The sequence below is a fragment of the Roseibium sp. genome (assembly GCF_965276855.1).
Lineage (GTDB): Bacteria > Pseudomonadota > Alphaproteobacteria > Rhizobiales > Stappiaceae > Roseibium.
Genome location: NZ_OZ255700.1, coordinates 2,625,802 through 2,639,783 on the forward strand (window position 1 = coordinate 2,625,802; position 13,982 = coordinate 2,639,783).

Annotated in this window: 11 protein-coding genes; 7 read left to right on the plus strand and 4 right to left on the minus strand. The window is 57.3% G+C overall.

Annotated features, from left to right (window positions below; translation table 11 throughout):
• Window positions 1-52 precede the first annotated feature (52 nt).
• Window positions 53-2,335 carry an NADP-dependent malic enzyme gene (locus ACQY4Z_RS11980; RefSeq protein ID WP_428521566.1) on the minus strand — a complete coding sequence of 761 codons (2,283 nt, stop codon included), beginning with the start codon at window positions 2,333-2,335 and terminating at the stop codon, window positions 53-55.
• A gap of 296 nt (window positions 2,336-2,631) precedes the next feature.
• On the opposite strand from ACQY4Z_RS11980, the gene mutS reads away from it, so the two are divergent.
• Window positions 2,632-5,295, plus strand: coding sequence for a DNA mismatch repair protein MutS (gene mutS, locus ACQY4Z_RS11985; RefSeq protein ID WP_428529541.1), 2,664 nt, complete (start codon window positions 2,632-2,634; stop codon window positions 5,293-5,295).
• Between the two features lie 470 nt (window positions 5,296-5,765).
• Complete coding sequence (locus ACQY4Z_RS11990; protein ID WP_428521568.1) at window positions 5,766-6,416, plus strand: hypothetical protein; 651 nt, start codon at window positions 5,766-5,768, stop codon at window positions 6,414-6,416.
• A 290-nt stretch (window positions 6,417-6,706) separates the two neighbouring features.
• Here ACQY4Z_RS11990 and ACQY4Z_RS11995 read toward each other — a convergent pair whose 3' ends face one another.
• Window positions 6,707-7,981: a hypothetical protein gene (locus ACQY4Z_RS11995; RefSeq protein WP_428521570.1), complete on the minus strand. Its 1,275-nt coding sequence runs from the start codon at window positions 7,979-7,981 to the stop codon at window positions 6,707-6,709.
• 275 nt (window positions 7,982-8,256) lie between these two features.
• Between ACQY4Z_RS11995 and ACQY4Z_RS12000 the strand changes: the two genes are divergently transcribed.
• On the plus strand, window positions 8,257-9,444 hold the full coding sequence (locus tag ACQY4Z_RS12000; protein ID WP_428521572.1) for an MFS transporter: 1,188 nt from the start codon (window positions 8,257-8,259) through the stop codon (window positions 9,442-9,444).
• Between the two features lie 7 nt (window positions 9,445-9,451).
• Here the strand turns inward: ACQY4Z_RS12000 and ACQY4Z_RS12005 are convergent, their stop codons facing one another.
• Window positions 9,452-9,973, minus strand: coding sequence for a DUF2244 domain-containing protein (locus ACQY4Z_RS12005; RefSeq protein ID WP_428521574.1), 522 nt, complete (start codon window positions 9,971-9,973; stop codon window positions 9,452-9,454).
• A gap of 22 nt (window positions 9,974-9,995) precedes the next feature.
• Here ACQY4Z_RS12005 and nth point away from each other — a divergent pair, with 22 nt between their 5' ends.
• Window positions 9,996-10,817 (plus strand): endonuclease III, encoded by an 822-nt coding sequence (gene nth / locus ACQY4Z_RS12010; RefSeq protein ID WP_428521575.1) that lies wholly within the window; start codon window positions 9,996-9,998, stop codon window positions 10,815-10,817.
• On the plus strand, window positions 10,811-11,335 hold the full coding sequence (locus tag ACQY4Z_RS12015) for a GNAT family N-acetyltransferase (protein WP_428521577.1): 525 nt from the start codon (window positions 10,811-10,813) through the stop codon (window positions 11,333-11,335). The genes nth and ACQY4Z_RS12015 overlap by 7 nt, the downstream gene beginning before the upstream one ends.
• A gap of 12 nt (window positions 11,336-11,347) precedes the next feature.
• Here the strand turns inward: ACQY4Z_RS12015 and irrA are convergent, their stop codons facing one another.
• The gene (gene irrA, locus ACQY4Z_RS12020) at window positions 11,348-11,779 is read right to left on the minus strand and encodes an iron response transcriptional regulator IrrA (RefSeq protein ID WP_428521579.1); all 432 of its coding nucleotides are present in this window, start codon (window positions 11,777-11,779) and stop codon (window positions 11,348-11,350) included.
• Window positions 11,780-12,123: 344 nt separating this feature from the next.
• Between irrA and fabA the strand changes: the two genes are divergently transcribed.
• Together fabA and fabB are read left to right on the plus strand one after the other, a co-directional pair.
• A complete protein-coding gene (fabA, locus tag ACQY4Z_RS12025) occupies window positions 12,124-12,630 on the plus strand; it encodes a 3-hydroxyacyl-[acyl-carrier-protein] dehydratase FabA (protein WP_428521581.1) in 507 nt (168 codons plus the stop codon).
• A 126-nt stretch (window positions 12,631-12,756) separates the two neighbouring features.
• Window positions 12,757-13,980 (plus strand): beta-ketoacyl-ACP synthase I, encoded by a 1,224-nt coding sequence (gene fabB / locus ACQY4Z_RS12030; RefSeq protein ID WP_209180630.1) that lies wholly within the window; start codon window positions 12,757-12,759, stop codon window positions 13,978-13,980.
• The last annotated feature ends 2 nt before the right edge of the window (window positions 13,981-13,982 follow it).

Consider the following 13,982-nt stretch of genomic DNA (forward strand, 5'->3'; position numbering starts at 1 on the left):
CCGCATCGGCCTAACCAATGCGGGTTTTTTGTTGCTCGGGTAATGACCCGTTCTACGTCACATTGAATGCTGCGATGGCGGCCATGTTGACGATGTCGCTGTCCTTGGCGCCAAGCGGAACAATCTGGATCGACTTGTCAAACCCGACCAGAAGCGGGCCGATCACCGTTGCGCCTCCAAGCTCCTGCAGCATCTTTGTCGAGATGGAGGCAGAGTGGAAAGCTGGCATCACGAGAACATTCGCCGGTCCGGACAAGCGGCAGAACGGATAAGCGGCCATACGGTCCATATCGAGCGCAACGTCGGCGGCCATTTCGCCGTCATATTCAAAGTCGACCCGGCGCCGGTCGAGGATCTTGACGGCCTCGATGACCTTTTCGGACCGTTCACCACGCGGGTGACCAAACGTGGAATAGGCAAGCATGGCAACACGCGGCTCATAGCCGAGCTTGCGGGCAACGTGCGCTGCTTCTTCAGCGATATCCGCCAGTTCTTCGGAATTCGGCATGTCGATCACAGCCGTATCGGCCACCAGAACGGTCCGTCCTCGGGCAAGCGCCAAAGACACCCCGATGACGCGGTGACCCGGCTTTGGATCAATGGTTGCCCGGACCGTGTCGAGCGCCACGGAGTAGTTCCGCGTCAGACCGGTCACCATGGCGTCGGCGTCACCCCGTGCCACCATGATCGCGCCCCAATAATTCCGGTCGTTGTTGACCATGCGCTGGCAGTCACGCAGCAAGTATCCGCGCCGCTGCATCCGGCCATAAAGGTATTGCGCATAATCAGCGTTTCGATCAGACAGCCGCGCATTTTGAATGCTGATGCCTGGACGGTTGATATCGATCCCGGCGCGCTCAGCCATGGACTGGATTTCGTCTTCCCGGCCAATGAGAATGGCTTCTCCGAGACCCTGACTGACGAAACTTGTGGCCGCCCGGATGGTCGGCTCCTCCTCACCTTCGGCAAACACGACCCGTTTTGGTTGCTGGCGCACCTTGGAGAAAATCCGCTGCAGGGTGCCGGCAACCGGGTCACGGCGCGCCGAAAGCTGATGCTTGTAGGCTTCCATATCGACGATCGGCCGCCGGGCAACACCTGAATCCATTGCCGCCTGGGCGACAGCTGGCGGAATTGCGTGAATAAGGCGCGGATCAAACGGAACTGGAATGATGTATTCCGGCCCGAACTTCGGTCGGTTGCCGCGATAGGCGGCTGCGACTTCATCCGGCACTTCCTCGCGCGCAAGCTCGGCAAGCGCGTTGGCGCAGGCGACCTTCATGTCGTCGTTGATCGTGATCGCCTGAACATCCAGCGCGCCCCGGAAGATGTACGGAAAGCCAAGGACGTTGTTCACCTGGTTTGGATAATCGGACCGGCCCGTCGCAACAATCGCATCATCGCGCACTTCTGCCGCTTCCTCCGGTGTGATTTCCGGATCCGGATTGGCCATGGCAAAGATGATCGGGTTCGGCGCCATCACGCGCAACATGTCTGGCGTCAGCGCGCCTTTCACCGACACGCCGAAGAACACATCCGCGCCTTTGAGGGCGTCGTACAGCGAACGGGCCTTGGTATCGACCGCATGAGCCGACTTCCATTGATTCATGCCCTCTTCCCGGCCCTTGTAGATCACACCCTTTGTATCGCAGAGCGTCACATTCTCATTCGGAATGCCCATCGCCTTGATCAACTCGATACAGGCGATACCGGCCGCACCTGCACCATTACAGACGACTTTCGTGTCCTTCATGTCCCGGCCGGTAAGGTGAAGCGCGTTGATTAGGCCGGCGGCGGCGATGATGGCCGTGCCGTGCTGGTCGTCATGGAAAACCGGAATGTCCATGAGTTCACGCAGGCGCTGCTCGATGATGAAACAGTCCGGTGCCTTGATGTCTTCCAGATTGATGCCGCCAAAAGAGGGACCCATGTAGCGCACGGAATTGATGAACTCATCGACATCCTGCGTGTCCAGCTCCAGATCGATCGAGTCAACATCGGCGAACCGCTTGAACAGAACCGACTTGCCCTCCATCACCGGCTTGGACGCCAGCGCGCCAAGATTTCCAAGGCCCAGAATTGCGGACCCGTTGGAGATCACCGCGACCAGATTGCCCTTGGTGGTGTAGTCGTAGGCTCGGCTCGGATCCTCCGCGATCGCCCGCACGGGAACCGCCACGCCCGGCGAGTAGGCGAGCGACAAATCACGCTGGGTCGCCATCGGCTTGGTCGGAGTGATTTCGAGTTTGCCGGGTCGGCCTTGCTGGTGAAACTGCAGGGCTTCCTGATCTGTGAAACTGACGGATGTTTTGGAGGAAGTCTTGTCGGCGGACATTTTGCAGGCGTTTCCTTAAATTATCGGCGCGCTTATCAGAGGCGGGGTATGACCTTATCGCCGGAGTATTGATGCCTCAACCCAGAGGATCTAATCCCTTATGCGGATCAAGGCTGACGGCCGTGTGAACGGTACGCCCAAGCGCCTATTCACAACAAACATCTCTTGCCGGCGGCCAATGACGCGGTTCCGCGCTTGCAGAGCTTTCCCTTCAAAGCGCGTTGTTTTAGGTATCGGGGATGACCCAGACGACCGCGCAAAAACCGGCTCCGGCGGACACCAAAGTCACGCCGATGATGGCCCAGTTCATCGAGATCAAAACCGCCAACCCGGATAGTCTTTTATTCTATCGGATGGGCGATTTTTATGAGCTTTTTTTTGAAGATGCTGAAGTCGCATCGCGGGCATTGGGCATCACGCTGACCAAACGCGGCAAGCATCAGGGCGAAGATATCCCGATGTGCGGCGTTCCGGTCCATGCCGCCGATGATTATTTGCAAAAGCTGATCGCGCTGGGCCATCGCGTCTCCGTATGCGAACAGACCGAAGATCCGGCGGAAGCCAAAAAACGCGGCTCGAAATCCGTCGTCCGGCGCGATGTGGTGCGTCTGGTGACACCCGGCACGCTGACGGAAGAACGGCTTCTCGATGCCGGGACCAACAATTACCTGATGGCGATGACACGCTTGAAAGGCGGATCGCTCGCGGGCGATGCGGTCTATGGTCTTGCCTGGATCGACATGTCGACCGGGTCGTTTCAGGTCTCAGAAACCGATCACCAACGCTTAGCCGCCGATCTTGCACAAGTTGCCCCGCGGGAGTTAATCCTTGCGGACAACCTCCTGCAGGAACAAGACGTTCGCCAGCTTGCCGAGCTCTCGGGCGGCGCGCTGTCGCCTGTGCCGCGGGCTTTTTTCGACGGATCGACGGCCGCCGACCGTCTGGCGCATTATTTTGGCGTCAAAACCCTCGACGGCTTCGGCACCTTCAGCCGGGCCGAACTTTCAGCGGCTGCGGGCATTCTCTCCTACATCGAAAAAACACAGCTCGGTGAACGGCCGCCGCTCGATCCACCGGTGCGCGAGGCCGGTGCGGGACGGATGCTCATCGACCCGGCAACCCGTGCCAACCTCGAACTCTCCCGCACACTGTCTGGTGAAAAGCAGGGATCGCTGCTGTCCACCATCGATCGGACCGTCACTGGCGGTGGGTCCCGCCTTTTGGCGAGCCGCTTGGCCGGACCACTGATCAATGTGGATGCCATTCAGCGGCGCCATGATGCGGTGGCATTCTTTCTCAACAACGAAATCATGCGCGAGGGCCTGCGCCAGACCTTAAAAGGCGCGCCGGATATGGCCCGCGCCTTGTCCCGGATTGCGCTGAATCGCGGAGGCCCGCGCGATATCCTGTCAATCGCGCAAGGGTTGGCCGCAGCCCGCGCTGTACTGGATCAGACCGGCACGACACCATCTGAGATCCCGGCAGAAATCGCAGCGGCGCGCTCGAGCCTCGATCAAGCGCCGCACGAGCTGGGAGCTGAGCTGGTGGCAGCCATCAAGGAAGAGCCACCGCTTTTGAAACGCGACGGCAACTTCGTTGCGACCGGCTACAACGCTGACCTCGATGAGTTGCGGGCGCTGCGCGATGAAAGCCGCAAGGTGATCGCCAAACTGCAGGCCGATTATGCGGAAGAGCTTGGCCTGCGCTCTTTAAAGATCAAACACAACAACGTGCTCGGCTGGTTCATCGAGGCGCCAACAGCACAAACCGAGAAGCTGACGGCAGATCCCGGCCGCTTCATTCACCGGCAGACCATGGCGGGTGCCATGCGCTTCACCACAACGGAGCTGGCGGATCTAGAATCCAAGATCGCCAGCGCCGGGGAACGGTCGCTTGCCATCGAACTGGAGATCTTCGACCGCCTATCCCAGGCTATCATCGATGCCGGCGATGCGATCAAGGCCGCCGCGCAGGGCCTCAGCATTCTGGATGTCTCCGCTGCCCTGGCCAAACTCGCCCAGGATGAAAACTATGCCCGTCCTCTTGTCGATGACAGCCGGGCCTTTGACATAAAAGCCGCCCGACATCCCGTCGTTGAACTGGCGCTCAAAAAAGCCGGCGGGGAAAGTTTCGTTGCCAATGATGCCAATCTCGGCCCAGAAGCAGATGACGACATCGGCCATATCTGGCTGATCACCGGTCCGAACATGGCCGGTAAATCAACCTTCCTGCGCCAGAACGCGCTGATCGCCGTCCTCGCCCAGATGGGCTCCTTCGTTCCGGCAGCCTCTGCGCATACCGGCATTGTCGACCGGCTGTTTTCCCGCGTCGGCGCGGCCGATGATCTGGCACGCGGGCGGTCGACCTTCATGGTCGAGATGGTGGAGACCGCCGCGATCCTTAATCAGGCGGGCGACCGCTCGCTGGTCATTCTGGATGAGATCGGCCGAGGCACGGCGACCTTCGACGGGCTTTCCATCGCCTGGGCGACCATCGAGCACCTGCATGAGGTCAACAAATCCCGGGCGTTGTTCGCGACCCACTATCACGAACTCACCGCGCTTTCGGCCAAACTGGAGCGGCTCTCAAACGCGACAGTATCGGTGAAGGAATGGAACGGCGAGGTGATTTTCCTGCACGAGATCGTGCCAGGTGCCGCCGACCGATCCTACGGCATTCAGGTCGCCAAGCTCGCCGGTCTTCCGGCAACGGTGGTTGAGCGCTCCAAGCAGGTTCTCTCGCAGCTGGAAGAACAGGACCGCAACGCACCTTCACAGAACCTGATCGACGAATTGCCGCTCTTTGCAACCCTCGCCCCACCGCCCAGCGCCCCGGCCACCACGCAAGAGGCAGATCCAATCCACGAAGCACTCGGCGATTTTGATCCCGACGACATGACGCCTCGGGAGGCTTTGGAAGCGCTCTACAAGCTAAAGGGAATGCAGGGCAAAGAGGGGTAAGTATCAAAGTGCCTGCAGCAACCTTCAATACTCGGGATTTGAAACCCCCATCTCCACTTTCCTGATACCCGAACTTGATCCACTAATGTTCGTTAAAGCCGAACAAAATCCTTTTTGGCAATACCTTACATCTTTCGCCCGTCTCCCCCCTTGAGGGGGAGATGTCTCCGTCAGGAGACAAAGGGGGTATGAGCCCATCAAATTTCATAGTGTTTGTTGTTTGGCGGAAGCGGTCACCCCCCTCTATCCGCAGTTGCGGACATCTCCCCCTCAAGGGGGGAGAAGGAAAGACGCAGCAACCTGCGTAAATACCGGAATCCTAAACCAATCAGGAATGAATCAAGTCCGGGCATGACGGCAGATGAGGTGGCGACGCCCAGCCTTTACATTTATATCCCCGGTAGATTTAAGAAAGTGAAATCAACCAAAGCGATTGCGATGTGTTTTCAAGACAAGCACCGGACAGGACCATGACGAAACAGAGCGAAGCCGACAACTGCATCTGGATGGTTGAGGGGCATGCAGCCGATGCAAACTCGCGTGGCTGGCAGCCCGCAGAGTTGTTCGAGGGTGACAAAAGACGTGTAGAAGAGATCCTCAAAGCCATCGGGCAAAGCAAAATTGGCTGGCAACTCTCGAAAGACCAGTTTCCGAAGGACAATTATCCCCGGCCGGATAACTATCCGGCTGCAGACAAACAATCCGTGCCACAGATTTTCTCCAGCGGGTTCACTTTCCTCTCCGAAGAGAGTGCGGAAGTTGTCGGCCAGTTCGACCTCGGAGAGGGCGCACTCTATCCTACCCGTCTTTGGCGCTCGGACCGAGTCTCGCCCATGCCCGGGAACTATTTCTATCTGAATGTCGCGAGTAAAAAAGATACATTTTTGCCGGAAAAATCGCTAGGCGCGAAAGACATTGGTCACGGTGAATGGCAGGTCCCGCGTCTCCCAAAGAACCTTGAACTTAAATTTTCAGAAGCTGCCTTGCAGGGTCCAGATCTCTGGTTTGAATGGAAGATCATTACAAACTTCTTCATCAGCAACCGGCTCAAACAGGCTCTGGATGCCCGAAAGCTGTCCAAAGACTGGATGCTCACGCGGTGTTCGGTTGTCGTTGATTGAGGAACTTGTTGATCCGGGTTGCTCAAGATTTTCTGGGAACCTCCAAAAAGTAAGATTGAGCACATAGTTGCAATACACGCGGATGTCATCCCCGGCGCAGCGCAGCGAAGACCGGGGATCCACTCGTTTGCAGAGCGCCCTTTAATTGCACTCAAAATCTGCGGCAGGTGGAAAAGCGAGTGGATCCTCGCTCGGGGGCGGGGATGACCACTGAAAAAACGGACACGGACGGTGGCTGATCCGATGGGCATGGCGGAAATATCAGAGACCGATCAAATGCAACAGGCGTCCTATCCCGCCTGAACCGCCGACATAATCTCCGCCAAAGCCTCCTCGTGGATCGGGACACCGTCTTCGCCCAGCGCCTCAAGTAAGGTCCAGTCGCCATTTCCAGAAACGGCAAGGCAGAGGGTGGCCGCCGGGTGGCCGTCCCAGTGATAGAAATAAAGATCTCCCGCCAGAACGTCCGGAACATACCGCGCGATGCCGTTGCGCATGCGGCGGTTTTCCTCCTCGATCGCGGAACATGTCTGTAGTGGAGACAACAGGGAGGTTGCCGGAATGGGCGGCGGAGGAACCTCCCGGCTTCGGCCCGCCAGCATTGTCCAGTGCGCCAGCCACCATTGCAGTTTCTGGGGCGAGGTAATCAGTTTTAACGCCTTCAAGGCACCGGCACACTCAGCCTCGGTCAGGTTCCTTAAACCCGACTGGACGATATGCAGAATGCGGGCGAATGAGAGACCCTGGTCCAGAAGCGCGCGGATCTGCAGCGTGTCCGGCCAATCGGTTTGTTTCAGGATCCTGTCCGTCATCTCGTCCTTCATCCGAACAAGATCTTTCAAGTCCAGGGTGTCGCTTTTCTGGTTGAACGCCGCCTTAAGGGCACGGTGTTCCAGAATGCCGGAACCGGGCGGAACTTGTTCCAGAAGCGCAAGAAGAGACGGTTCCGGCGTTTGGCCAAGATAGCGGGTGAGTACGACTTCACGCGTTGTCTCATCAAGGGCTGTTGCGAGTTGCTGGCGCTGCTGCGGGCGCGTGCGGCCTGCGGCGCAAAAGAGCTCGAGCGTCAGGGATAACGTTCCAAGCCGTCCCAGCCCGGTTTGCTGATGGACCTTGCGCCACAGGCCCGGCGCACGGCGGAAAAGATCCAAGAGCAGCCATTGCTGGGCCCCGAACGGCGCGGCGAGCTTTGTCAGGCTCAGCGGCAATGTCGCTATGTAGTCCTGAAACGCCTTGTCCACGCCCGGTCCGGCCGCAATCCCGGTTCCAAGGGTCTTGGGATGATGGGAGAGGACGCTTTTTTCCTTCGCTTTCCGGCCATAATCCGGGGCATCGAGAAACGGCCAGTTCGGCAGGAAATCCTCCGGTTCGCGGTTCTGGCGCTGGACCTTGCAGCCAAACGGCTGATCCCAATAGGTGTAGATGACCGCGTTTTCGCCCGACCGTTCCGCTAGACCTTCGCTAATCCAGTCGTAACTTGCATAGGTGGGCGGAAGCGTCCGCTCCGGTTTTTCATCCAACGCGAGCTGTTGCTGCTGGCCCGCCAAGTTGTCCATCATGGCCATGTTGCTCTCTCAAGCGCATCTGCACAGATGAGAACCTTGCGGAACCCTTCAAAAAACGGCAACGGACCGGCCGACCTCGTTTTCCGATATGCACAGGGCACCTGACGACTGGGCAAAATCTGCCGGGTCCTGACCCCCTTTCGTTCTACAACCTGAGAGCGTTTTTCCGGAATAGGTTTATCTAAAGAAGATGACACCAAAAGGTACCTGGGTTAGGGTGCCAAGGCTTGACCTAAGTCCCTTTCCCAACTGCCTTGTTTTCAAAAGGCGCTCTTGTGTTTGCTTTCAAACCTTTGCCGCGTCAGACCGCGCTGATTTTTGCGTTGCTTCTGACCAACAGCATGTGTGTCTCTTCGCTCATCCCGATGATGGGGCTGTTCATTGTGGAAGGCCTAGGCCAGGAGCCCTGGCAGATCGGCCTTTATACCGGGCTGGTGCTTCCCTTGACTATGCTCGCCAACCGGTGGTCCGGCGAACGTCTTGATCACGGAATGGCCGTGCGCAAGCTGCTGTTGATCTCGGTCAGCGCCTATTTGCTGCTGACAGCGATCCTGACACAAACCGCCGACTTCTATGTGCTTTTGGGTGCTGTCGCACCGCTGATGAGCCTGGCCAACATGGGCTCCGGGACGATCTTTACTTTCGGCCGCCTGCATGCGGAACAAAACAATCTGGACATTGCCAAAATCAATTCTTGGTTGCGTATGGCGGTCTCGCTTGCCTGGATGATTGGGCCGGCAGCCGCCTTCAGCCTGTCTGCCATATTCGGATTTTCAACAGCTTTCACCGCCTCCTTTGTTTTGGGCGTCTGCTACCTGCTTCTCTGGAACTTTGTTGTTCCGGCTGAGTTCAAGGCACCGCCAAGGCCGGAGAACAACACCCGCAAAGAGCCTATGAACTGGGGGCTTTTAATCGCCTCGACCATTTGTCTCGGATTCGTCATCACCAATTCCCTGTTCATGGCAGCGATGCCACTTTATTTCATTCAGGACACTGGTCTGCCCGGATCAACTCCTGGATTGGCGTTCTCGGTGAAGTGCTTGATAGAAGTGTTTGTCATTTTCGGCTCTGTCCGCCTGGCACAACGGATCGGCACCAGACCCGTATTGTTTCTGGCCGCGCTCCTGGCCGCACTCAGCATGATCCTGTTTTCCTATGCGACCAGTGTCTGGCAGGTGCTCGCCATTGCCGCTCTGGAGGGGACTTACTATGGTCTCTTCGCAGGTCTTGCGATCACTTTTGTCCAGAGCTTTGCACCAGACCGTCCTGGCCGGGCGACGGCCGTCTACATGAACAGCCTGTTTTTTGGCGGGTTCATTGGCAGCGTCTCCATGGGTTTCATCGCAAGTGCCACCAGCTTCCAGATGGTCTTATACGTTGCCGCCGCCGCGTCGCTTGTTTCCATGATTGTTCTTCTGGCAACAGCGCGGGTTCAGCCGACTTCACAAGCCAAACAGGTGTGAACATTATTCAGACAGCGCCTGCTTTTGCTGTGGCAAGAGCATTTGTCATGGCACCGGCAAAACTGGTGCGATCTTCCGGGTTCAGGAAATTACCGAGGTCCACGGTTTCCCCGCGGCTCGTGAGCGAGATCTTTGTCACACCCTCGTCTTCAATCTTGTCGACGGACAACCGCACCCACATGGGATTAAACCGGTATTCAAGGTTCCGTTTGCCCGGGCCAACCTTGCGGACAAGGATTTCATGACGGGATAGGCGGACTTCTTCAAACTGCCGCGCGGAGGCGTAATTCAACCGGAACGCCAGCCAGATCAAAGCCATGTCGAGGCCAAAAAACCCAAACACCGGCCAGGCGCCAATGCTCCAGAACACAGCACCGGCAACAAAACTGATAAGGCCCAAACAGAGCATGAGGATCAGGAACCCGTTCGGACCAAGCGACCGGTACGGCGTCAGAACAGCTGTAAAAAACGGCCGGTCTTCGCTTTCCGTATTGTCAAAACGGCTCTGATCTGAATTGTTCCCGCTCATGGGAGAGGATTATAGAGAGAAGATGACGCAAGCAAAGAGCCCAGCCACCGCCAAACCGGCAAAACGATCTGTCAAATCGGCGCAGGTCCGAAAGAAGGCTCCGTCGGTCGATAATCCAGGCAAAGTCCTGAAGCGGTCTCGATATACAAAAGCGGAGACCTACGAGATTTTTCAGCGGTTCCACGCAGACAATCCGGAGCCGGAAGGAGAACTCGACTACATCAACGCCTATACGTTGCTGGTCGCGGTTCTTTTGTCGGCCCAGGCCACGGATGTCGGCGTCAACCGGGCGACAAAACATCTGTTTCAGATCGCGGATACGCCGGAAAAGATGGTTGCGCTGGGCGAAGACAAGGTTCGCGAGGAAATCCGCACCATCGGCCTTTTCAAGACAAAGGCCAAAAACGTCATCTTGATGTCGGAACAGCTGATCCGCGATCACGGCGGAGACGTTCCGGAAGATCGGGAAGCTTTGGAAAAACTCCCGGGTGTTGGCCGGAAAACGGCCAATGTTGTGCTCAATATCTTTTTCGGCCATCCGACCATCGCGGTCGACACGCATTTGTTCCGGCTCGGGAACCGGATCGGCATAGCCCCAGGCAAGACCCCGCTTGATGTCGAGAAGTCGATGGAAAAGGCGGTGCCGAAGGAGTTCTCACTCCACGCCCACCACTGGCTGATCCTTCATGGACGGTATATCTGCAAGGCGCGCAAGCCAGGGTGCAAGCGCTGCGTGATCTATGATCTTTGCAAAAGCCCTGAAAAAGAAAAGTTCGACGCCGTGCCGGACATCGCGGTGCGGACCAAAGCCATCATCGAGCGCGAAAAGGCCAGTTCATGCTGAAACCAGATGACATGCCGCAAAGCCGACGACTTCGTTTTCGATTGCCGGAACTTTCTGACGCCGCCTTTTATCAATCGCTGATGAATGACCCGGACTACATTCGTTTCATCGCTGACCGCGGCATCACGGATTTGGACGCCGCGCGCGCTTACATCGACGAGAAAGTGCTACCGGGTTTTGATGAAAACGAAGGTGTCGGGCTTTGGATCGTCGAAGAGAAAGATAGCCATGCACCGGTTGGTCTGTGCGGCCTTGTTGTGCGGGATGGGCTGGAGATGCCCGACCTTGGCTATGCCTTCCACAAAGACCATCGAGGCAAGGGCTATGCGCTTGAAGCCGCTGAGGCCGTTGTCGAGTTTGCCCGCTCTGAGCTCGGTTTGGCGCAGCTCTGCGCAATCACGCATCCGGAAAACGCGCGGTCTTCCGCTCTTTTGATGAAAGTCGGGTTTCAGCCAAACGGCGAAAAGTCGCTGCCTAAGATCGAAGGGATTGCTGACTACTTCGTCGCTGAACTTTGAACACTGGATGGTTTAGGACTTTTTCCGTAAGCGCACGACAACATCCACGTGAACAACTTCCATCCCTTCAGGGATGGCAGGGAGTTCGCCGATGCCGACACCTTCACCTGGGATGTCGATCACCTTGTTCTCGCCTTCGATGAAGAAGTGATGGTGATCGGAGACCTTGGTGTCGAAGTAGGTTTTGTTGCCTTCGATCGCGACTTCTCGCAGAAGGCCAGCTTCGGTGAACTGGTGCAGCGTGTTGTAAACCGTTGCCAGGGACACCGGGACGTCGGCAGCAACAGCTTCTTCGTGCAGGAGTTCAGCAGACAGGTGCCGGTCGCCCTTGGAATATAGAAGCTCGGCCAGGGAGACACGTTGGCGGGTCGGCCGAAGGCCAGCGTCCCGCAGCATATCGGTCACGTCTTTCCCGGCTGTTTCAGTCACCATCTCTATTGCCATTCAGATCCGGTCCAAGTCTTTCTTGCCGTTTCACAGCGCATCAAATCCGCGCCATCAAGCTGTTCCAGGTGGGCCAAAAACCCAATCACTGGCCTATATCTGCCATTTCTTGCCCCTTATATGCAAGTTTTTAACGCAGAGCTACTTTCTCCGCCTCCTATAAAATTCGTGCAGCGCAGCATTCAATAAGTTCGAAAAACCGCAGAAAAAGGGGCAAACTTCACGCGTACGACATCTTTCGGTCATGGTTCCCCTGTGTTAGGAAGGCGCCACAATCGAAACGAAAACAAACCCATAACAAGGCTCTCTCCTAAAAGAGTCTTGGCCAAAAAGACGGAAAGTGAATGACCGAGCGCCGCTCCAGCTACGACTACGAAGCTCTTCTCGCCTGCGGCCGCGGCGAGCTGTTTGACCCCGGCAATGCACAATTGCCTCTCCCCCCGATGTTGATGTTCGACCGGATTACGGAGATTTCCGAAACCGGCGGCGAATATGACAAGGGCTACGTCCGGGCGGAATTCGATATCAAGCCGGATCTGTGGTTCTTTCCGTGCCACTTCCAAGGCAATCCGATCATGCCGGGTTGCCTGGGCCTCGACGCCCTGTGGCAGCTGACTGGTTTTCATCTGGGTTGGCAGGGATTGCCGGGCAAAGGCATGGCGCTCTCCACCGGTGAAATCAAGTTCAAGGGCATGGTCACACCGGAAACAAAGCTCGTGGAATATGGCGTTGATTTCAAACGCGTCATGAAAGGCCGGTTGGTCCTGGGCATTGCCGACGGCTGGCTGAAAGCTGACGGCGAGCAAATCTACAAGGCAAAGGATCTGCGCGTGGGCCTGTCCACCGCCTAAACTCCGGTTCTGCGGAGCCAGAAAAGTTCAAGCCGGCGCTCCTTAAAAGGGACGCGCCGGTTCATCCATTCTAAGGGCCGGACCGAAGAGTCGAAATAAAGCCCATCGAAACGTTAGGAGACCGCAATGAGACGCGTTGTCGTCACCGGGATCGGAATCGTGTCATCCATCGGTTCCAATGCACAAGAAGTTCTGGCAAGCCTCCGGGAAGGAAAATCCGGGATCAGCTTCGCCCCCGACTATGCAGAGCATGGCTTTCGCAGCCAGGTCCACGGCATGCCGAACGTCGACATTCCCGAGCTGATCGACAAGCGCCAGCTGCGGTTCATGGGCGATGGAGCGGCTTACAATTACATATCCATGCAGCAGGCAATTGCAGACAGCGGGTTGGAAGACAGTGATGTTTCCAACGAACGCACAGGCCTGATCATGGGCTCCGGCGGTCCGTCCACGAAGAACCTTTTCCAGGCGCACAAGATTGTCATCGAAAAAGGTTCACCGAAGCGCATGGGCCCGTTCATGGTGACGCGAGGCATGAGCTCAACCAACTCCGCCTGCCTTGCGACGCCATTCAAGATCAAGGGCATCAACTATTCCATCACCTCGGCCTGTTCGACGTCCGCGCACTGCATCGGTGCTGCAACGGAGCAGATCCAGTTCGGCAAGCAGGACGTGATGTTTGCAGGTGGCGGCGAGGAACTCGACTGGACCCTGTCCTGCCTCTTCGACGCCATGGGTGCCATGTCCTCCAAGTACAATGACACACCGGAAACGGCATCGCGCGCCTATGACGCGACCCGCGACGGCTTTGTCATCGCTGGCGGCGGTGGTGTTGTCGTTCTGGAAGAACTGGAACACGCCAAGGCCCGCGGCGCGAAAATCTACGCAGAAGTCACTGGTTACGCAGCCAACTCCGACGGTTACGACATGGTGGCTCCGTCTGGTGAGGGCGGTGAGCGCTGCATGCGGATCGCAACGAGCACGCTGGGCGACCGCAAGGTTGACTATATCAACTCTCACGGCACCTCGACACCGGTCGGTGATGTCGGTGAGATCGAGGCAATCCGCCGCGTGTTCGGTGAAAATCAACCGCCGGTTTCTTCGACCAAGTCCCTGACCGGCCACAGTCTTGGCGCGACCGGTGTTCAGGAAGCGATTTACTGCCTGCTCATGATGCAGAACGATTTCATCACGGCATCCGCCAACGTCAACGAACTCGACCCGGCTCTGAAGCCGGAAGAAATCGTGACGACCCGCGTCGACAATGCCGGTCTCGATACGGTCCTGTCCAACAGCTTCGGCTTCGGCGGCACCAACGCATCGCTCGCGATGTCGCGCTACCACGGCTGAGG

Excerpts from the sequence above, each read along its gene's own strand:
- ACQY4Z_RS11990 (WP_428521568.1), top strand. The coding sequence starts at position 5,766 with ATGACGAAACAGAGCGAAGCCGACAACTGCATCTGGATGGTTGAGGGG.
- fabB (WP_209180630.1), top strand. The coding sequence starts at position 12,757 with ATGAGACGCGTTGTCGTCACCGGGATCGGAATCGTGTCATCCATCGGT.
- ACQY4Z_RS12015 (WP_428521577.1), top strand. The coding sequence starts at position 10,811 with ATGCTGAAACCAGATGACATGCCGCAAAGCCGACGACTTCGTTTTCGA.
- fabA (WP_428521581.1), top strand. The coding sequence starts at position 12,124 with ATGACCGAGCGCCGCTCCAGCTACGACTACGAAGCTCTTCTCGCCTGC.
- ACQY4Z_RS12005 (WP_428521574.1), bottom strand. The coding sequence starts at position 9,973 with ATGAGCGGGAACAATTCAGATCAGAGCCGTTTTGACAATACGGAAAGC.
- ACQY4Z_RS11995 (WP_428521570.1), bottom strand. The coding sequence starts at position 7,981 with ATGGCCATGATGGACAACTTGGCGGGCCAGCAGCAACAGCTCGCGTTG.
- nth (WP_428521575.1), top strand. The coding sequence starts at position 9,996 with ATGACGCAAGCAAAGAGCCCAGCCACCGCCAAACCGGCAAAACGATCT.
- ACQY4Z_RS11980 (WP_428521566.1), bottom strand. The coding sequence starts at position 2,335 with ATGTCCGCCGACAAGACTTCCTCCAAAACATCCGTCAGTTTCACAGAT.
- irrA (WP_428521579.1), bottom strand. The coding sequence starts at position 11,779 with ATGGCAATAGAGATGGTGACTGAAACAGCCGGGAAAGACGTGACCGAT.
- mutS (WP_428529541.1), top strand. The coding sequence starts at position 2,632 with ATGGCCCAGTTCATCGAGATCAAAACCGCCAACCCGGATAGTCTTTTA.